This window comes from Anabaena azotica SJ-1 (assembly GCF_047275885.1).
Lineage (GTDB): Bacteria > Cyanobacteriota > Cyanobacteriia > Cyanobacteriales > Nostocaceae > Trichormus_B > Trichormus_B azotica_A.
The window spans coordinates 406647-425392 of the sequence record NZ_CP178454.1 but is presented as its reverse complement, the minus strand read 5'-3'; the positions used below and the strand labels follow the sequence as shown (position 1 = coordinate 425392).

Below are 18746 nucleotides of genomic sequence, written 5' to 3'. Positions count from 1 at the left end.
TCAAGGCAGCAGCTACTAATACTGGCTAATAAAGTTTACAGCCGGATCAATTAAGGTAATTTCCACTGGGAGTGTACAAAATGAACAATATATTTTCCAAGCTTAGGGATTTTGTGGGGTTGAACGAGCAAGTAGAATACGAATATTACGAAGAAGAAGCAGATACTGATAGTTACCAAAATCTGTATCAGCAAGAAAATCCTCAACCAGCTCCACAAGAAACCCCTGCTCCCAATCGACGTTGGCGCGAAGGTGCCTCTACAATGGGAGATGAAGTAGCAGCAGCAGCAGGATCAAAGCCCATGAGTAATGTGATTGGTATGCCAGGCGCAATTAACGGAATTTCTGAAGTTTTAGTTCTCGAACCACGTACTTTTGAAGAAATGCCCCAGGCAATTCAAGCATTACGTGAGCGCAAATCGGTAGTTCTAAATTTGACAATTATGGACCCTGATCAGGCTCAACGTGCTGTAGATTTTGTGGCTGGTGGTACTTATGCTCTAGATGGACATCAAGAGCGTATTGGTGAAAGTATCTTTTTGTTTACACCAAGCTGTGTACAAGTCAGCACCCAGGGCGGTTTTTTACACGAAGTTCCCCAACCACCAGTACGTCCAACCCGTCCCGCAACCACAACTACTCCAGCTTGGGGCAATGAAGTTAATCGGATGGCACAATAATGAAGTTGAATTAGTCATTTGTCCGTTGTCTTTATGCTCATGACAAATGACAAATGACCAATGACTAATGAATATTAACTAAATGACTATTAAATTTGGTTTAATTGGTGGCGGGGTAATGGGAGAGGCTCTATTATCTCGCCTTATTGCGCGTGGAATTTATCAAGGCGCAGAAGTGATTGTCAGTGAACCCCAAGCGGCTCGCCGGAGTTTTTTGCAGCAGCAATATGGGGTAGCTGTAACGAGTGATAATTGCTTGGTTTTGGCTGAAGCTCAAGAAGCTGTGATGTTGGCGGTGAAGCCCCAAATATTCAGTGCGATCGCTCAAGAATTAGCAGATATATTACCTATAGAACATTCACCCTTAATTATTTCTATTTTGGCAGGTGTGCCTTTAAAACCAATAGAAGCTGCATTTCCCCAAATGCCAGTAATTCGCGCTATGCCCAATACACCTGCTACAGTGGGCGCAGGAATGACAGCTATTTGTTTAGGTGCGTACACTCAGCCTAGACATCAAGAAACCGCACAGCAAATTTTTTCCGCCGTTGGGGAAGTGGTGGAAGTTCCAGAAACGCTTATGGATGCGGTGACAGGGTTATCTGGTAGTGGACCTGCTTATGTGGCGTTGATGATAGAAGCTTTATCTGATGGGGGTGTTGCAGCGGGTTTACCCAGAGAGATAGCTAAAAAATTAGCTTTGCATACGGTATTGGGAACGGCAAAACTGATAGAAGAAACAAAAATCCATCCAGCAGAATTGAAGGATAGAGTCACCAGTCCAGGGGGGACGACAATTGCGGGAGTGAGTGAGTTAGAGAAAGCAGGATTTCGTTCCGCTTTAATTCAAGCTGTGAAAGCTGCTGCTCATCGTTCTCAGGAGTTGGGGAAAGGGTGATGGGAGCAATGGGATTTTATTCTAGCTGGTCACTTGCTTTCAGTGTAGACAGCTTTTCTATTGACTCCTGAAGCAATTGATCAAAAGTAATGCAATGAAGAGGCTTACTATTGATGATAGTTTTGCTTGATCTCCAGCGAAATCTTTGCATTAAGCCGTATTGCTGGAGAAATTTATCCCTCCCAATCACCAGCAACCCAGTATAATTAACTTCACGATGACCAAAATACTCTTCAAATTTATAGGTTCTCTCATAATCATCCATTCGGTAATACCAGTCTATGACTTGACTAACCCCATGTTCATACCTGGATGACCACTCATAGCTAGTATTTGCTGAATCAGAATTTTTTGATTTAATCTTGAAAATGCTATTTTCTGTTGCGTCCTCAAATTCAACAAAAACAAACTTCTTTTTCTGTCTATCAGCAACAACAAAATCTGCTCTAAACTCGTTACTAAATAAACTGACTTCGGGCTTATAAAAAGCTGGTTCTAAACCAAAATGCCAATATCCAAGTAAAAGAATTAGGTGAGGTCTATCTGAGAAAAACTTTTGTAGTCCATTTTCACCACTTTCTGGAATTTCTGGAGTAGCGGTTAAGAAAGAGTGCAGGTCTTGAATTTGTTTATCACACTCGTAGATGTCAAACCTATAAGGAAAAAGCGTGATCACTAATAGTCTTCCTTTTTGCGGTCAATAATATCAATTATTAAAAAACCTTGCTCTGTTTGTTTAAAAAGTAGTCTGACATTACTATCTATTTTCATGACCCATGTATCTGTGTTTTCAAGTCTGTCAGAATTTAAGTGTTGTAAATTTTTGACATCTAGCTGCTGTATTATTTCAGAAACTTTATGTTTTTGATTCAATGGCATGGTTTCATAAGCCATTAAAGCCTTTTCTCTAAATTGTACGGTCATATTCATATCTCCATTTATAGCTGATGAGATTGGTAAACCAGAAATGGCTAAGGAATACCAGGCTCTATTAAGTTTAGAGGTTTTGGTATTTCTTAGTCACACTTAGAAGCTCTTATATTTTGTCCTTTAGCTCCGGCCAAAATTTTTCAATATACTCACAAAGTTCGTCATAGCTTTTGCTTTTGAGGTAAGGCAAGTCATAAGGGTTAATTCCCTGACTCTTAGCATATTCTATAATAATGGCAATAAGACGTTTACAAGCCTTTGTTTCAACTTCAAACTGTGCTATACGTCGAGATTCGGCTTCTGCTTCTTCCTTTTCTTTTTGTATTTGGCGACTAAGTTGAATTGTCTCCTTAAACTTAGTAAGGAATGAAATTGGATCTTCCATTTCCAGGAGATTAGACAACCATCGTAGGATATCTAGTTGTAACTGATGTTCATTTGAGTTATGATCGTTGAAGCTAGTAGTCATAATCATTTTTCCTTTTTTTTGATTGACGGTCTAAAGTCAGCCAGACCGTTAACGGCTAACCAAGCTACAAAATTCTGAAAATTACAAGAAGACGCTATCTGGAGTACCAGTCCAGGTGGCGTTTTTTTCGTCGTTTTGTATGTTAGCTATATCCTAACAACACTTCCCAAAATTGTCAAGATATCTGAATACTTTTCTTTAGTATTGACATACTTCTAATGCAGAAGTATATTAATACTGCATACAAAGCTTATAATTTATGCCCAATCCTATTTTTCGACTGAAAGAATTAGTACAAATATACCAAGGTGTTACTCTCAAACGCTATGAAAACGAACTTGGTTCACAAGAACAAATTATTAACTCCCGAAATCTTGAGCAAATATATATAAGTGGTGAATTAAGCATTTCTCAACTTGATTCTTCCAATCTCTCTAAGTATAGATTGCAGACTGATGATGTAGTTATTACAATTCGAGGAACTCCCCTGAAAGCATCATTGGTGACAGATGAAGTAAAAGGTAGCTTGCCACATCAAAACTTGGCAGTTTTACGGGTAAAGGAAAAAAATCTTAATTCAGTATATTTAGCTGTGTTGATGCGCTCACAATGGTTAGAAAAAGAACTTAGCACCTTATATAGTCAATCTATCGGAACTCAGTTGTTAAAAATTTCACAGTTGCGAGAGTTGGAAATACCCTTACCTAATTTGAATACACAAAATAAATTAGCCGAACTTTTTTTATCTGCTGAACGTTATACCCAAATTACTTTAGAGACACTAGAAAAACGGAATAGTTTGACTCAATTAACTTTTTCTCAAATCTTAGAAGGAGAGCAATGATAACTTTACAGGAATTGGAGCGAGGACTTTGGATTGCTGCTGATATTCTACGCAGTCATTTTAGTGTCACTGATTATAACAAATATTTATTAAGGCTCTTATTTCTCAAGCATTTATCTGATGTATTTGAGGAAAGTTCTAAAGCAATTGAACAGGAAATAGATGATCAAAATTTAGCATGGAATAGATTAAATAACTTTGGTGTATTTGTGCCTGAGTGTTCTCGTTGGAGCTACTTGCTGCGTTTTGATAATAATATTGGTCATGCACTTAATATAGCATCTCAAGAGATTGAAGATAACAACCCACATCTGAAGAGAATTTTTACTAGTATTGATTTTGAAAATAAACATAATAATTTTGATTATGGACAGCATGACAAGATACTGCGTCAATTAATTGAGCATTTTTCATATCTCAATCTCCGATATAGTAACCTTGTTGAACCAGATATTTTAGGAAAAGCTTGTGAATTTTTAATTGAAAAATTTGCAGGTGATTCAGGAAAAAGGAGTGGAGAGTTCTATACCGCAAATAAAATAGCAGAATTGTTAATTAATCTATTGGGAGTAGAAAAGGGAATGAAAATTTGTGATCCTGTCTGTGGAGTTGGTGGGTTTCTGGTTGCATCTGTTAATTATATAAAACAGGTGGGATTAAATATAGAAGATGTATCTTTCTATGGGCAGGAAAAAGGCTTAGAAACTTGGGTTATCGCCAAAATAAATTTGCTATTACACGGCATCTTTGATTGTGATATCCGTCTAGGAGACACTATCCGCGACCCTCAACTATTAAAGGATAGAGAATTAATGCTTTTTGATAGGGTAATTGCTAACCCGCCGTTTAGTCTTAATAACTGGGGTGATCAGAGAGATGGGTTTGATCCTTATTATCGGTTTCGATATGGAGTACCACCCAATAATAATGGTGATTTTGCATTTATTCAGCACATATTAGCTACATTAGAAAAAACTGGCAAAGCGGCAATAATAGTAGCAAATGGTGTATTATTTCGCGGAGGTAAAGAAGGTTTAATTCGGAAAAGAATTATTGAAGAAGACTTAATTGAAGCAGTTATTAGTCTTCCACCCAATTTATTATATGGTACTAGCATTCTTACTAATATCTTAATTTTTAATCGAAATAAACCAGAACAACATAACAAGAAAGTGTTATTCATTGATGCTAGTAGCAAATATCAAAAGATTGGGAAGCAAAATTATTTACAGACAGAAGATATTAATTCTATCGTCAAGAGTTATCAAGCTTTCATAGATGAAGAAGGGTATACCAAAGTCGCAACTCTTAAAGAGATAGCAGACAATGACTATATCCTTAACATTAACCGCTATGTGCTACCTCCCAAAACCGAAAATGAAAAAATTGATATTAAGACAGAAATTATTAAGCTGCGAGAATTAGAGGTTGAACGTGCTAAAGCAGAAAATGATATGAATAGATACCTGCGTGAACTGGGGGTAAATTTATGAGCCAAAATAAATACAACTACTAAAACAGAAAGCTACCATGCAAACACTAGCCGTTACTGAAACCATCACCACCATCGCAGAAGCAGAAAAAAGATTTGGTTTAACTCGCAGTGAATCTCAGGATTTCTTTACAGAATGGCATGATCAATTACCTGAAATTAATTCTAATGACCGCACCAACTTGGAAATTTTATGGAATCGTTATATTTATCATCGTTCCAGTGGGCATTTATTAGAAAGTACGGTGATGCTATTACTTGTCTCTCCATTGCTGACTGTTGCTGGTTTATACGATCCACCTTTTCGCATCAAAGCTGAAGAATCTGTACAAATAACAGTAGCCGATAGCGAAGAAACTCTACAGGGTCGCATAGATGTTTTAGTTTTGAAAGATCGCCTGTGGATAATTGTTTTAGAGTCCAAAAAAACCATGTTATCAGTTTGGTCAGCATTGCCCCAAACTCTCGCTTACTTGATGGCCAGTCCCAATACTGATTTGCCTACTTTTGGAATGTTCACCAATGGCGATGATATTGTGTTTGTCAAGCTAGACAATCAACAATATGCCATGTCAAGAGTATTTGCACCTCTAACTACTCAAAGTGAATTAGAGTCTGCGTGTAGCGTCCTACGCAGAATTGCAGAAACATTAATTTGAATTCAATTCCCACAGAATGCGATCGCGTCAGCGGTGCGTAGCACTATCGCTCTACACTAGAATGGAAACTAGAACTTCAGCTTTACGCGCAAGTAATCTATCACGCAACCCTTGTGGATCAAACCTGGACTCGTTCATCTTCCGCACTTCTTGGGCTTGTTGCTGACGTTGCTGTAAATATGCTTCAACATCTTGCTGATGGTTAAGATAGAAGGCAATAGTAGCGTACACATCAGCAAGCTTGAGGGATGGATAACGGTAAACAATTTCTTCTGCGGTTGATCCTTGTTTGAAGACAGAAACTACCGTATCAAGAGTTACACGGGTTTTCCCTACCCGAACGACACTATCAGCAGAAATTTTTAGTGGTGCTGGTTCAGCGACAATTACGAATGTCATTATGCAAGACTAATAACATATTTGCTTTCATAGTAACGTAAGTTGCTAGTTACGAAACCCACCAATTACCAATCACCGATTACCATTACCCTAGCAAATCCCTAATCAGGTTATGATGGTAGATAGTCTGGATGCAAAAGATGATTGAGTGAACTATCCTGCCCCGTCTTCAGAAATTAATTTAGGGTCAATCTTTCCCTTTGAGTTGGATCAATTCCAGCTAGATGCGATCGCCTCCCTCAATGCTGGCCGTTCAGTAGTTGTCTGTGCGCCCACAGGTTCAGGGAAAACATTAATTGGGGAATACGCCATTTATCGCGCCCTATTGCGAGGGAAACGAGTGTTTTACACCACCCCTCTCAAAGCATTATCGAATCAAAAATTACGTGATTTTCGAGAAAAATTCGGGTTTGATCAGGTTGGACTCTTAACCGGGGATGCCTCCATTAACAGGGATGCACCGATTTTGGTCATGACCACTGAAATTTTCCGCAATATGCTTTATGGCACACCCATAGGTCAAATTGGCATCTCTTTGGTAGATGTGGAGGCTGTTGTCCTCGATGAGTGCCACTACATGAACGATCGCCAACGGGGTACAGTTTGGGAAGAATCAATCATCTATTGTCCCCGTGAAGTGCAGCTTGTCGCCCTTTCCGCTACTGTTGCTAACAGCGATCAACTCACCGACTGGTTAAATCGTGTTCATGGTCCAACAGACCTGATTTATTCCGATTTTCGCCCAGTTCCCTTAGAATTTAACTTTTGCAATCCCAAAGGACTCTTTCCCCTCCTCAATGAAAGTAAAACCAAAATCAACCCCAGGCTGATTAAACGGGGTAAAAAAGGGCCAGGGGAAAAAGGCAAAGGCGGTAGACCAGAAGCACCCGGTATCATTTATACCATCAGTCAATTAGAGCAGCGGGATATGCTGCCAGCCATTTTCTTTATTTTCAGCCGCCGGGGATGTGATAAAGCCGTGGCAGAAGTAGGGGATTTATGGTTAGTGAATAATGACGAATCCCAAATATTACGTAGGCAGATTGATAATTTTTTAGCACGTAACCCGGAAGCAGGACGTTCTGGACAAATTGCCCCATTGTACCGAGGAGTTGCAGCCCACCATGCCGGCATTTTACCAGCCTGGAAAGTGTTGGTAGAGGAATTATTTCAACAGGGACTAATTAAAGTCGTCTTTGCTACAGAAACCCTGGCAGCAGGAATTAATATGCCAGCGCGGACAACGGTGATTTCTACCCTTTCCAAACGCACCGATAATGGACATCGGTTGTTGAAGGCTTCGGAATTTCTGCAAATGTCAGGACGGGCAGGTCGTCGGGGTATGGATTTACAAGGCTATGTGGTGACATTACAAACTCCCTTTGAGGGGGCAAAAGAAGCTGCGTATTTAGCCACATCTCCAGCAGATCCCCTAGTTAGTCAGTTTACCCCCAGTTATGGGATGGTGCTGAACTTGCTGCAAACCCATACTTTAGAACAAGCTAGGGAACTGATAGAACGCAGTTTTGGACAGTATATGGCAACGTTGTATTTAAAGCCAGAATACGACGAAATGGGGGAAATAAAAGCAGAATTAGCAAAAATTCAAGCAGAATTAGCCGCAGTTGATGAAAATGAATTGGCGTTGTATGAAAAATTGCGACAACGGCTGAAAGTAGAACGTCATATTCTCAAAACTCTACAAGAACAAGCACAGGCAGATAGACAAGAACAATTGTCTATGATGCTAGATTTTGCTGTATCTGGGACGCTTTTGAGTCTCAAAGATAAAAGCATGATCGCTACTTTGCCAATGACAGCAGTTTTGGTTGCTAAAGCCCCTGATGTTGGTCAAGCTTCTTATTTTGTTTGTTTGGGTCAAGATAACCGTTGGTATGTGGCAACAGTTGCAGATGTGGTAGATTTGTATGCTGAATTGCCCAGAGTGGAAGTGTCGCCTGATATATTACCACCGCCAGAATTGGCATTAAAAAGGGGTCAGTGTGTGCGTGGTAATCAAGAAACCGCTGCGATCGCTCAGAGTATACCCGACCCAGGGGAATTTATGTATATGCCACCGGAAGTTGTAGAACAACTCGCTCGGTTTAATGCTGTGCAAGCACAATTAGAAAATCACCCCTTACATCAATCAGGAAACATAGCCAAAATATTTAAAGACAGAGCGCGTTGTGTAGAATTAGAAGCCGAACTGGAAGAATTACAAGAACAGGTAGAACAACAGTCTCAAAGACATTGGGAAGAATTTCAGAATTTAATTCAAATCTTGCAGCAGTTTGGCGGTTTGGATAACTTAGTACCCACAACATTGGGACAAATGGCCGCTGCGATTCGGGGTGAAAATGAATTATGGTTAGGTTTAGCGATCGCTAGTAGTGAACTAGATAGTTTAGATCCTCACCATTTAGCAGCAGCAGCAGCAGCTTTGGTGACAGAAACTCCACGACCAGATAGTAAAGTACGCTTTGACCTCAGTAATGAAGTAGCCGATGCTTTAGCGAAGTTGCGGGGAATTCGTCGCCAATTGTTTCAAATACAAAGACGCTATAATGTGGCGCTACCTATTTGGTTAGAATTTGAATTAATCGCCATTGTCGAACAGTGGGCTTTGGGTATGGATTGGGTACAACTATGTGCAAATACCACTTTGGATGAAGGTGATGTAGTCAGACTTTTACGCCGGACTTTAGATTTATTATCCCAGATTCCTCATGTTCCATTAGTCCCGGACTCTTTGCGGAAAAATGCTCAAAGGGCTATGCAGTTAATTGATAGATTCCCTGTAAATGAGGTTATGGATTGACATTAATTTGGGGATACCCTCCCCTATTTTTAGCACGGTTGAGAATATTTATTGCTGCATTTGTGTCTCTTTGAAGTTCGCAACCACAACTACATAGTAACCGTAGGTGGTGACTAGAGTTACATCAAATTTTGTATAGCAATAAAAGAAGTGACATCAAGAATAATTTTAAATTTTGTCCTATTTTATACATTTTTAAATATTGCTAGTCGTTATACTCATTGCTAAGGTTCTACCTGGGAATTGATGAAGTGGCAAAACCACTTCATTTTTATTGTCTAAAGCCGGAATTTTCAATCATTAACCAACTCATCACGCCATTTTTCGCGATTTTCTCGTTTTTCTATCTCTCGCACCTCACCATCACGCACTCTCTCTAAATTCCAACTTCCCCATTTCAAAGCTTTCTGTCCTTCTAAATGGTTAATGAATTGTACTATGGGCTGATCAAGCTCAATGGGAGATTTTAAATTAAACTGAATAGTCTGGAAAATCTTACGATCATTATTGATAAAGTATTGAGCTAGAAATTTACTCAGCCACAGGATAAAGCGATTATAAAGCCGTCCGAAAATACCACGGCGTTTTTTAGCAATAAAAATGTTGAGACCTTCTGTTTTTCCACCTTCTATTAGACGCAAAGCAAACATAATGTGGAAATGTAAGAATTCTGTACCAACTGTCACTATTCCCGTAGTACCATACCAATAGCAAAGACTATAAAATACAGGTTTTTTGTAGACAGGACGTATAAGTTTAATAAACCAAGAATCAGGGCTATCTTGTGTAGTATTGCTGAAGGTGATAGCATTTTCATTCAGTTCCTGTTTTTCAAAATTAAATTCTGATAATAGATTATGAACCGTATGAAAATGTTGCGCGTCTATAGCATTAACCATGACAACATTCGGGTGACAATTTGTGATAAATCGTGAACCAAAAGCACTATCACATTCCTCAAGTTCCAACTCAGGAATAAATGGTAACGGTTGTTGTGGTGTTTCTCCAGTCCAAACCCAAACCAACCCATATTTTTCTGCGGTAGGCCAAGTTTTGGCTTTGACATTAATGGGTTCATCTAAACAAGGAACTTCAACACAAAAACCTTCTGTATCATATTTCCAATGATGAAAAAAACAGCGTAATTCATTACCCTCAACCTTGCCTTCCGCAAGATGAGCGCCCATGTGTGGGCAGTAAGCATCAAAAATTACTGCTTGTCTATCTTTACCACGATAAATTACTAAATCTCTACCCAAAATTGTCACAGGTTTGACTTCACCAACTCGCAATTTTATTGAGGGTATTACCCAATACCAACCCTCAATAAAACGTTCTGGTTGATTGAAAATTTTAGGTTTCCTTGCGTAGTTCACATTTTCAGCGTTGACGTTCATTTTTAGGGTTTAACTAGCAGTCAAGCGGTTAATTTAGAAATATCATGGCAAGGTGAGAAAAACAGTTATTTTCGGTACTTCATGAATAGGGAATTAGTAATTCATAATTAAGAAAAAATATTACCTGTGATCTGTCTCTTGTTGTATGTCATAATAAGAACAAGAGTTGGGAATTCTATTGTGTTAATTCAAGATAAACAACTACTTTTAATTGGTCAGGTAACAGAAAAAAGTGGCGTTCCTATTAGGACAATTCGCTATTATGAAAGTCTAGGGTTAATTCAATCATCAGCACGTACAGAAGGGGGTTATCGTCAATTTACAGCGGATGTATTAACCAGATTAGCCTTTATTAAAAGAGCGCAACATTTGGGTTTAAGTTTAGAAGAAATTCGAGATATATTGAAAGTCTATGATCATGGACAACCTCCTTGTTGTGACATTCAGGAAAAGTTGCAAGAAAAGTTATTACAAATTGATCATCAAATTGAGCAATTATTATCTTTACGTTCAGAAATTAAGCAATTACTTTCAGGTTGGCAGAATATAAAAACCAAACCAGAAGATAGTATTTGTCCAATAATTCAGAAATAAATTAGGTGATTAGTAAGTATTCAGCAGTCAGTAAATGGCTACGCCACACTACGTGAACAGCTATGATCTAGAATTTATAAGCATTTTGAGTGAGGAATTGATTTTGGTATCAGTTCCCTGTTCCCTGTTCCCTGTTCTCTGTTCCCTTTTTTGTAATTGCTTTACTGAAAATAAACCACCATAATTCCAATCCAATTAATCCTAAACCACCAGTAGTTACAGCAACTTTTACACCTAAAGGTTGCTCAATGATTTGCAATTGTTTATTGTGTTGTGAATGGGAATTTGGCATTTCTGCTGATGCGGGGCTTGATGTCAATAGCAGTAAACAAGCAAGAATCATCCAGAAAGTTTTTTGATTCCACATTTAATTGACTCCTGCTTGAAAGTTACGCAATCTTAAAGCATTGGTGACTACAGAAACGGAAGAAAATGCCATTGCTGCACCAGCAATAATTGGGTTGAGTAACCAACCAAAAATAGGGTAGAGAATACCAGCGGCAATGGGAATACCAATGATATTGTAAATAAAAGCAAAGAAGAGATTTTGCTTAATATTATTAATGGTAGCGCGACTGAGTTGAATAGCGGTGACAATTGCTTGCAAGTCTCCAGAAATTAGGGTAATATCACTGGCGGCGATCGCCACATCTGTACCTGTGCCAATAGCTATGCCCACATCTGCTTGTGCTAATGCGGGTGCATCATTAATTCCATCTCCCACCATAGCAACTATTTTGGATTGCAATGATTTAATAATAGCTGCTTTTTGGTCTGGACGAACTTGGGCAAAAACTTGGGTAATACCAACTTGATGTGCGATCGCATCCGCTGTAGGGCGATTATCTCCTGTTAACATCACCACTTCTAAACCCAACCTTTGCAGTGCTTTCACCGCTGTAGCTGAGGAAGGTTTGAGAGCATCAGCAATACCCATTATCCCTTCCAATTGCCCATCAAGAGCAATTAAAATTACCGTTTTTCCTCCCACTTCCCAAGCAGCTTGATATGCTTGCAAAGCATCTGTATTAATGCCTAATTCTGTTAACCAGCATTCTGTACCTATTTGCACCAAATGATCATTAACAATTCCTTGTACACCACTACCAGCAATAGCTAAAAAATCCTTAACTTCTGATAAATTCACCTCTTGAGATTCGGCATATTTTACCACAGATTCCGCTAAAGGATGCTCAGAATTTCTTTCTACAGATGCAGCTAACTTTAATAATTCCAGTTCATTTTGATTTGCTGTACCTTGAACAGTGGCAAAATCTGTAACAGTCGGTTTACCCTGAGTTAAAGTTCCGGTTTTATCAAGAACAATAATTTGAATTTTGTGTGCTAACTCCAAACTTTGAGCATCTTTAATTAAAATGCCATTTTCTGCTCCTTTACCAGTTCCAACCATCACAGAAGTAGGAGTAGCTAAACCCAAAGCACAGGGACAGGCGATAATCAAAACACCCACCATTGTGATCATGGAGAGAGTAAAATTACCTGTGAGATTAAACCAGATGAGAAAAGTGGCGATCGCGATCGCAATTACAGCAGGTACAAACCACCCCGTCACCTGATCCGCTAACCGTTGAATAGGTGCTTTTGAACCTTGTGCCTCTTGTACTAATTTGACAATTTGCGCCAAAAATGTATCCTTCCCTACCCTAGTTGCCCTAAACTTGAAACTACCACTTTTATTAATTGTTGCCCCAATTACTTCATCTCCCAATTGCTTCTTCACAGGTAAACTTTCACCTGTCACCATTGCTTCATCCACAGTGGAAGTCCCATCAATAACTTCCCCATCAACCGGAATTTTTTCTCCAGGACGCACCAAAATCACATCATTAATTGTGACATCCTGAATAGGAACATCTATTTCCACCCCATCACGCATCACCCTAGCCGTTTTCGCTTGCATTCCCATCAATTTGCGAATAGCTTCCGAAGTTTGTCCCCTAGCACGATGTTCCAAAAACCGTCCTAACAGAATTAATGTCACCACCATGGCTGCAACTTCATAATAAACATGAGTTTGCAAACCCTGGATAACAAAAAAACTAGGAAAAAGTGTAACCACTAAAGAATATAAATAAGCCGCACCTGTACCCAGTGCAATTAAAGTATCCATAGTTGCTGTATGGTGTTTTAAAGACTTCCATCCATTACGAAAAAAAGACCAGCCACACCAAAATTCCACTGGTGTTGTTAACACCAATTGCAACCAAGGATGATGTAAAAAATTAGGAATGAAAGATAACTTCAATCCCGTCATCATCGGTAAAGAACCGAAAAATAACAGACTACTAATTACACCACCTGTCCATAATTTACGTTTTAATTCTTGTTGTTCTGCCAACCGAATCACCTGTTCAGAATCATCTTCATCTTGTGCTTCTGGTAGCGAAAAAGAAGAATAACCAGCATCCTCAATAGCAGCTTGAATTTTTGCTAAATTGGTCTGCTTGGAATCATAATTAATAGTTGCTTGTTCTGCACCAAAATTAACATTGCAATCAATCACACCAGGAACTGCAAGTATTGCCTGTTCAACGTTATTAGCGCAGGAAGCGCAACTCATACCCCGAAGTTTGAGAGTGAGATTATCCATATAGGGAATAGGTGACAGGTGACAGGTGACAGGTGATAGGTGACAGGTGATAGGTGACAGGTGACAGGTGACAGTAAGAAGGGAATAGGGAATAGGGAATAGGTAACAGGTGACAGGTGACAGGTGACAGTAAGAAGGGAATAGGGAATAGGGAATAGGGAATAGATAAATAATTTATTCTCCTCTGCTCCTCTGCTCCCCTGCTCCTCTGCTCCCCTGCTCCCCTGCTCCCCCTCTCCCCAACTATTAAGCTGGAGGATAACCAGCAGCAACTAACGCTTCTTTAATTGCAGTTTCTGAAGCTTGAGTATCTACATTAACTAGCTTGGTTTTAGGGTCAGCTTCAACATTAGCGTTAGCATCTACAGCTTTGACCGCATTGGTAATATTATTGGCACAAGCAGAACAAGCCATTCCTGGAACTGTAAGTTGGATTGTCATAACTTTAAATGAGTGAAAAAAATTAAGATTCAGATGGAGACAACTGTTGCAACTTTTGAATTTGAGCAGTTTGCGTTTTGATGATAGCTTGAGCGAAGTCACGAATTTGTGGCACAGTAGCAGTTTCGGAAGCTTTCTTGGCCATATTCACAGACATTTGCTGATGTTGAATCATTGTCCGCAGAAATTCCTGGTCAAAGTTAGGGGAATTTTGCAAAGATTCTAAACTCATCATTTTTCCCATTCCCTGACCTTGACCCATTCCCATACAGTTCATGGCATTAGCAGGAACTTCTGTGCCATATAACTGTTTGTACAAAGCTTGCAATTGCTCAATTTCTTTGGTTTGGTCGGTTTTTATCTGGGTTGCCAATGCTTTGATTTGGGGATTATTCGCTTTCTGTAACGCCAAATCTGCCATTTTTATCGTTTTTTGGTCGTGGTGAACCATCATGTTCAGGAAATGCTGATCTCCCTGCTGCTGTGGCATAGTGTTAGTCTCACTAGCAGGGGTAGATGGTGAATGTTGGTGTTGTTGCGCTTGGACGCTGTGGTTTAAGGATAAAGCGGCAAGTAAACCTAAAAGACCAAAATTGACTGATTTGTTAATCATTGCGATCGCTCCTTTCACTTCCGAAGGAAGGTTGAGGGCATTTCCGCTAAAAATTAGTAAATTGTCGTTGGTATTTACTAATGTTCAGCTGAGAGTCCTGTTACATTCAGTTTAAACCCTCCAGTTAGCTAGAGAGTCTAGAGAAGCTTGACAAATCTTAAAGGAGGCAGGAGGCTTTCTTAAAAAGGGATTTAAACCCATCTCTCATCGTAGACCGCCCTTGTGGGTAATGCCTCCGGCACGCTACGCGGTAAGCGCAGCTATACCCGCATGGCTTTCGGTAGCTTATGGTAATAAAGTAAGTTCAATATTTCTGGAGTGCTGTCGTTGGATAAGTTAGTAGTTTTAAAGTTAGGCACAGGAAGTTTTGAGGTGGGATTTCCTGTAACATTGCAAATTGGTGATGAAAATGCCCGACCAATTGTAGAAATTACTGCCGAATTGCCACCAGATCCAGGAATTCCCCTTTGTTACCATCAATGGCAATCTATTTACTGTCATCTCAAATTTCCTGGTCGCCCTATTGGTATTCCTAAACAATTAACACAAATTCCTAATTTGGAAGATTGTGAAAAAGCTGCTGTTAATTTAAAACTTCGCTTCAATACTTGGCTGACAGCGGAGTCGTTTCGCCCCATTCGTGAAAAATGTCTAGAAAAGCTGCTACCAGAAGATCATATCCGTGTATTACTACAAACTAATGATTTGAGACTGCAAAAACTTCCTTGGCATTTGTGGGATTTATTAGAACGCTATCCTAAAGCTGAAATTGCTCTGAGTGCGCCTAGTTATGAACAAGTTAAGCGCAATTTACAACCTCAATCCCAGGTAAAAGTTTTGGCAATTTTGGGTAATAGTCAGGGAATTGATATTCAAACAGACAGTCAAATATTAGCAGAATTACCTCATGCAAATACTACTCTTTTGGTTGAACCATCAAGTAAAGATCTAACTGACCAGCTATGGGATCAAGATTGGCAGATTTTGTTTTTCGCTGGACATAGTGCTACTTATGGCAGTGGTAACGAAGGAAAAATTTATATTAATCAAACGGAAACTTTAACAATTAGTCAATTAAAGTATGCTTTGCGGAAAGCTGTAGAACGAGGTTTACATCTGGCGATTTTTAATTCTTGTGATGGTTTGGGTTTGGCGCGAGAGTTTGCGGATTTACAGATACCTCAAATTATTGTGATGCGGGAATCTGTTCCTGATAGGGTGGCACAGGAATTTTTGAAGTATTTTTTAGAGGCTTTTGCTAGTGGTGAATCTTTATACAGCGCAGTTAGGGAAGCGCGGGAACGTTTGCAAGGACTAGAAACTCAATTTCCCTGTGCTACTTGGTTGCCTGTAATTTATCAAAATCCAGCCACGATGCCGCTGCTATGGAGGGAATTACACTGCAAGCAGAATCAGGAGCAAATAACGACTGTACCCAAAATTCCTGCTAGGGAAGGTATCAAGTTACGACAAGTGTTATCTGCGGCGATGTTTACCAGTATGGTGATCACTTTATTGTTAATGGGAGTGCGGTATTTTGGTTTGCTGCAATCATGGGAGTTAATGGCGTTTGATCACTTGCTGCGTCTGCGTCCCCAGGAAAAACCAGATTCTCGGATCTTGGTAATTACGGTGACTGAGGAAGATGTACAAGCTCAATCTTCTAATAGGCGTGGGTCTTTATCTGATGAGGCTTTGGATAAGTTGTTAGCAAAGTTGGAGGCATATCAACCACGGGCGATTGGTTTGGATATATACCGAGATTATGCTGTACAACCAGCTTATCCAAGGTTGGCTGAACGAATGAAAAAAAGCGATCGCTTTGTGGCAATATGTCAAGTTAGCAATCCTCAGAATAGCAAACCAGGTATCAAACCACCGCCAGAGGTTTCTCCTGACTCTCTCGGCTTTAGTGACACTGTTATTGATGATGATTATGTGGTACGCCGTCATCTTTTGGCGTTAACTCCACCTCCCTCTTCTCCCTGTACTGCTTCTTATTCTTTAAATGTACGGTTGGTATTACATTATTTATATGCTGAAGGAATTAATTTACAATTTACCTCTGATCATAAGTGGCAACTAGGAAAGCTCAAATTTCAGCCGATAGAAGCTCATACCGGAGGCTACCAAGGTATTGACGCTTCAGGACACCAAATCTTACTTAATTATCGCTCTTTTCCTAACTTAGAAGCGATCGCACCCCGTATTACTCTACAACAAGCACTGGCTGACCAACTACCAGCCTACGCAGTTAAAGACCGGATAATTTTAATTGGCACCACAGCCGAAAGTTTTCGAGACTATTCATTGACTCCCTATGCTTCCCCTGAAGGTAAGTCACAGGAAATGGCAGGAGTCTTTTTACAAGCACAGATGATTAGTCAGTTGTTGAGTGCCGCTTTAGATGGACGGCCTCTTTTATGGACTTGGAATGTCTGGGGTGAGGTGATTTGGATTTGGAGTTGGGCAATAACAGGAGGTTTACTTGCTGCTTATTTACGACAACCCACTTATTTAGGCTTGGCAGTTGGGGCAGCATTGCTGAGTTTATACGGTATCTGCCTGATAGTATTAATACTATACAGTTGTTGGATTCCCTTTATCCCTGCGGCGATCGCTTTAGGAAGCAGTGCTTTCATCTCCATAGCTGCCATTAAGCCTATCAAGCAATACGGTTCAGTTAGTGAAATTCCCACCTTAACGGAATTTTTACCGAAATAAAAATGTGGGTTATAAATTAAAAACGCAAAATTTCGCGTTCATATTCTTCTGGAAACGGCATCACTTCCCAAACCAAGCCTTCACCCGGTTCTAACATCACCGCCACAGACAATTCTTCTACGGGTGTTGTTGCTATATCTTCATTGTTAGGAAATGGTTGTAAATCTTCCGTCAGCAATCTGAGTTGAAACCCAACAGGAATCATCATTTCTGGATTAGCACTGCGTAATTCAAAACGCCAGATTTGTTCTTCCAGATTGCCTTGAGGTAAAATTTTTAACTCATAAGTATTAGCTGCTACTATAATTTGCCGGGATAAGCCTCGAATAGATGCTTGGCTTTTTTGACTTCTCATCCCCGAAGGCAAAGCTGTAAATTGTCGTAGTTCCCAGCCCAATTGTTGAGCAAAATTGGATACACCTTCTTGAAGCCATCTCCCTATAGATACTGACTGTGTAATTCCTTGGCGCAACTCATACAAGCGTTGTCTCCAACCGCCATGAGCTATTAATGCTCCCCACAGGGAAAAAGGAATATCTAAACGGGGAAACACGATATCTTGATTACCTAATCTTGCGAGTAAATTGGCTGCTTGGGTTTGGGGTAAAGCTGGTAGGGGAGTAACCGGCGCACGTCTGATTTCTTCAGGATACAGTTGGTGAGTTATCCACAGAACATTTAGATCTTGAATGAGATGATCAGATTCTAAACTGTAAGTGCGATCGCCAGCATCATAAACCCCCACAGTTTTTAATTGTTGATGAGTCGTGTAACCGAAAACTCGCATCCAGCCTTCATCAGAATTTAATTGTATAGCCAGATAATAATCAGCCACCCATTCAGGAATATCCACCCATTCTTGCGGAACACGCAACTCATCCCCATCCATTGCTAAAGTAGGAATTAATACCAAACGTAAATTATCAAAATTAATAGCTGTACCATTAATAAATTCCCAAAAACTCGGTAGTGCCGCCTGATTGGGATATACTCCCACATTGGCTATATTTTCTGCTTTTAACCAAATTAAAAATGTATTTACACAAAATTGATTAATCCAACCGCGTTGACGACCACCATCTGTAGAATAAGTATGTTCTAGAGTTGGCACTGTCGGGATAATTTCTAGAACCAAGCCATTATCAATCACCAAAGAGGGAGAAACATCAAACAT

General features: G+C 39.7%; 18 protein-coding genes and 1 pseudogene. 8 read left to right on the top strand and 11 right to left on the bottom strand.

Translation table 11 applies throughout. The annotated features are described in order from the left end of the window. The first annotated feature begins 80 nt into the window (after window positions 1-80). Together ACLLO5_RS01830 and proC are read left to right on the top strand one after the other, a co-directional pair. The gene (locus ACLLO5_RS01830; protein WP_413173794.1) at window positions 81-680 is read left to right on the top strand and encodes a cell division protein SepF; all 600 of its coding nucleotides are present in this window, start codon (window positions 81-83) and stop codon (window positions 678-680) included. An 82-nt stretch (window positions 681-762) separates the two neighbouring features. After that, entirely contained in the window at window positions 763-1578 is an 816-nt protein-coding gene (proC, locus tag ACLLO5_RS01825) for a pyrroline-5-carboxylate reductase (RefSeq protein ID WP_413173793.1), read from the top strand. A 16-nt stretch (window positions 1579-1594) separates the two neighbouring features. Here proC and ACLLO5_RS01820 read toward each other — a convergent pair whose 3' ends face one another. The 3 genes from ACLLO5_RS01820 to ACLLO5_RS01810 all read right to left on the bottom strand — a co-directional run bounded on the left by ACLLO5_RS01820 (window position 1595) and on the right by ACLLO5_RS01810 (window position 2977). Continuing rightward, window positions 1595-2254, bottom strand: a complete 660-nt coding sequence (locus ACLLO5_RS01820) for a Shedu immune nuclease family protein (RefSeq protein ID WP_413173792.1) — start codon at window positions 2252-2254, stop codon at window positions 1595-1597. Further along, the gene (locus ACLLO5_RS01815) at window positions 2254-2502 is read right to left on the bottom strand and encodes a hypothetical protein (RefSeq protein WP_413173791.1); all 249 of its coding nucleotides are present in this window, start codon (window positions 2500-2502) and stop codon (window positions 2254-2256) included. Before ACLLO5_RS01815 ends, ACLLO5_RS01820 begins: the two co-directional genes overlap by 1 nt. A gap of 112 nt (window positions 2503-2614) precedes the next feature. Further along, window positions 2615-2977, bottom strand: coding sequence for a hypothetical protein (locus tag ACLLO5_RS01810; RefSeq protein ID WP_413173790.1), 363 nt, complete (start codon window positions 2975-2977; stop codon window positions 2615-2617). Between the two features lie 259 nt (window positions 2978-3236). On the opposite strand from ACLLO5_RS01810, the gene ACLLO5_RS01805 reads away from it, so the two are divergent. The 3 genes from ACLLO5_RS01805 to ACLLO5_RS01795 are packed head-to-tail and all read left to right on the top strand — an operon-like array spanning window position 3237 to window position 5972. Beyond that, window positions 3237-3821: a restriction endonuclease subunit S gene (locus tag ACLLO5_RS01805; protein ID WP_413173788.1), complete on the top strand. Its 585-nt coding sequence runs from the start codon at window positions 3237-3239 to the stop codon at window positions 3819-3821. After that, a complete protein-coding gene (locus ACLLO5_RS01800) occupies window positions 3818-5314 on the top strand; it encodes an N-6 DNA methylase (RefSeq protein WP_413173787.1) in 1497 nt (498 codons plus the stop codon). Before ACLLO5_RS01805 ends, ACLLO5_RS01800 begins: the two co-directional genes overlap by 4 nt. Before the next feature lie 37 nt (window positions 5315-5351). Further along, window positions 5352-5972 carry a type I restriction endonuclease gene (locus ACLLO5_RS01795; protein WP_413173786.1) on the top strand — a complete coding sequence of 207 codons (621 nt, stop codon included), beginning with the start codon at window positions 5352-5354 and terminating at the stop codon, window positions 5970-5972. Window positions 5973-6023: 51 nt separating this feature from the next. Here ACLLO5_RS01795 and ACLLO5_RS01790 read toward each other — a convergent pair whose 3' ends face one another. After that, a complete protein-coding gene (locus tag ACLLO5_RS01790) occupies window positions 6024-6371 on the bottom strand; it encodes a DUF433 domain-containing protein (RefSeq protein WP_413173785.1) in 348 nt (115 codons plus the stop codon). Between the two features lie 148 nt (window positions 6372-6519). Between ACLLO5_RS01790 and ACLLO5_RS01785 the strand changes: the two genes are divergently transcribed. Continuing rightward, the gene (locus tag ACLLO5_RS01785) at window positions 6520-9192 is read left to right on the top strand and encodes a DEAD/DEAH box helicase (protein WP_413173784.1); all 2673 of its coding nucleotides are present in this window, start codon (window positions 6520-6522) and stop codon (window positions 9190-9192) included. On the opposite strand, the pseudogene ACLLO5_RS01780 reads toward ACLLO5_RS01785, so the two are convergent. Beyond that, window positions 9182-9286: pseudogene (locus tag ACLLO5_RS01780) on the bottom strand (RNA-guided endonuclease TnpB family protein); the annotation flags it as partial. The gene ACLLO5_RS01785 and the pseudogene ACLLO5_RS01780 sit on opposite strands and share 11 nt — an antisense overlap. 199 nt (window positions 9287-9485) lie before the next feature. Continuing rightward, a complete protein-coding gene (locus ACLLO5_RS01775; protein ID WP_413173783.1) occupies window positions 9486-10589 on the bottom strand; it encodes a Rieske 2Fe-2S domain-containing protein in 1104 nt (367 codons plus the stop codon). 180 nt (window positions 10590-10769) lie between these two features. On the opposite strand from ACLLO5_RS01775, the gene ACLLO5_RS01770 reads away from it, so the two are divergent. After that, window positions 10770-11183, top strand: a complete 414-nt coding sequence (locus ACLLO5_RS01770; RefSeq protein ID WP_413173782.1) for a heavy metal-responsive transcriptional regulator — start codon at window positions 10770-10772, stop codon at window positions 11181-11183. A 109-nt stretch (window positions 11184-11292) separates the two neighbouring features. Here ACLLO5_RS01770 and ACLLO5_RS01765 read toward each other — a convergent pair whose 3' ends face one another. The 4 genes from ACLLO5_RS01765 to ACLLO5_RS01750 all read right to left on the bottom strand — a co-directional run bounded on the left by ACLLO5_RS01765 (window position 11293) and on the right by ACLLO5_RS01750 (window position 14848). Next, a complete protein-coding gene (locus tag ACLLO5_RS01765; RefSeq protein WP_413173781.1) occupies window positions 11293-11550 on the bottom strand; it encodes a hypothetical protein in 258 nt (85 codons plus the stop codon). Continuing rightward, window positions 11551-13794 carry a heavy metal translocating P-type ATPase gene (locus ACLLO5_RS01760; protein ID WP_413173780.1) on the bottom strand — a complete coding sequence of 748 codons (2244 nt, stop codon included), beginning with the start codon at window positions 13792-13794 and terminating at the stop codon, window positions 11551-11553. A 246-nt stretch (window positions 13795-14040) separates the two neighbouring features. After that, window positions 14041-14235: a heavy-metal-associated domain-containing protein gene (locus ACLLO5_RS01755; protein ID WP_413173779.1), complete on the bottom strand. Its 195-nt coding sequence runs from the start codon at window positions 14233-14235 to the stop codon at window positions 14041-14043. Between the two features lie 22 nt (window positions 14236-14257). Next, a complete protein-coding gene (locus tag ACLLO5_RS01750; RefSeq protein WP_413173778.1) occupies window positions 14258-14848 on the bottom strand; it encodes a DUF305 domain-containing protein in 591 nt (196 codons plus the stop codon). Between the two features lie 327 nt (window positions 14849-15175). On the opposite strand from ACLLO5_RS01750, the gene ACLLO5_RS01745 reads away from it, so the two are divergent. Further along, entirely contained in the window at window positions 15176-17572 is a 2397-nt protein-coding gene (locus ACLLO5_RS01745) for a CHASE2 domain-containing protein (protein WP_413173777.1), read from the top strand. A gap of 16 nt (window positions 17573-17588) precedes the next feature. Here the strand turns inward: ACLLO5_RS01745 and ACLLO5_RS01740 are convergent, their stop codons facing one another. Continuing rightward, window positions 17589-18746 (bottom strand): DUF1822 family protein, encoded by a 1158-nt coding sequence (locus ACLLO5_RS01740; protein ID WP_413173776.1) that lies wholly within the window; start codon window positions 18744-18746, stop codon window positions 17589-17591.

Excerpts from the sequence above, each read along its gene's own strand:
- ACLLO5_RS01790 (WP_413173785.1), bottom strand. The coding sequence starts at position 6,371 with ATGACATTCGTAATTGTCGCTGAACCAGCACCACTAAAAATTTCTGCT.
- ACLLO5_RS01740 (WP_413173776.1), bottom strand. The coding sequence starts at position 18,746 with ATGTTTGATGTTTCTCCCTCTTTGGTGATTGATAATGGCTTGGTTCTA.
- proC (WP_413173793.1), top strand. The coding sequence starts at position 763 with ATGACTATTAAATTTGGTTTAATTGGTGGCGGGGTAATGGGAGAGGCT.
- ACLLO5_RS01760 (WP_413173780.1), bottom strand. The coding sequence starts at position 13,794 with ATGGATAATCTCACTCTCAAACTTCGGGGTATGAGTTGCGCTTCCTGC.
- ACLLO5_RS01830 (WP_413173794.1), top strand. The coding sequence starts at position 81 with ATGAACAATATATTTTCCAAGCTTAGGGATTTTGTGGGGTTGAACGAG.
- ACLLO5_RS01755 (WP_413173779.1), bottom strand. The coding sequence starts at position 14,235 with ATGACAATCCAACTTACAGTTCCAGGAATGGCTTGTTCTGCTTGTGCC.
- ACLLO5_RS01795 (WP_413173786.1), top strand. The coding sequence starts at position 5,352 with ATGCAAACACTAGCCGTTACTGAAACCATCACCACCATCGCAGAAGCA.
- ACLLO5_RS01750 (WP_413173778.1), bottom strand. The coding sequence starts at position 14,848 with ATGATTAACAAATCAGTCAATTTTGGTCTTTTAGGTTTACTTGCCGCT.
- ACLLO5_RS01775 (WP_413173783.1), bottom strand. The coding sequence starts at position 10,589 with ATGAACGTCAACGCTGAAAATGTGAACTACGCAAGGAAACCTAAAATT.
- ACLLO5_RS01800 (WP_413173787.1), top strand. The coding sequence starts at position 3,818 with ATGATAACTTTACAGGAATTGGAGCGAGGACTTTGGATTGCTGCTGAT.
- ACLLO5_RS01815 (WP_413173791.1), bottom strand. The coding sequence starts at position 2,502 with ATGACCGTACAATTTAGAGAAAAGGCTTTAATGGCTTATGAAACCATG.
- ACLLO5_RS01810 (WP_413173790.1), bottom strand. The coding sequence starts at position 2,977 with ATGACTACTAGCTTCAACGATCATAACTCAAATGAACATCAGTTACAA.
- ACLLO5_RS01765 (WP_413173781.1), bottom strand. The coding sequence starts at position 11,550 with ATGTGGAATCAAAAAACTTTCTGGATGATTCTTGCTTGTTTACTGCTA.
- ACLLO5_RS01805 (WP_413173788.1), top strand. The coding sequence starts at position 3,237 with ATGCCCAATCCTATTTTTCGACTGAAAGAATTAGTACAAATATACCAA.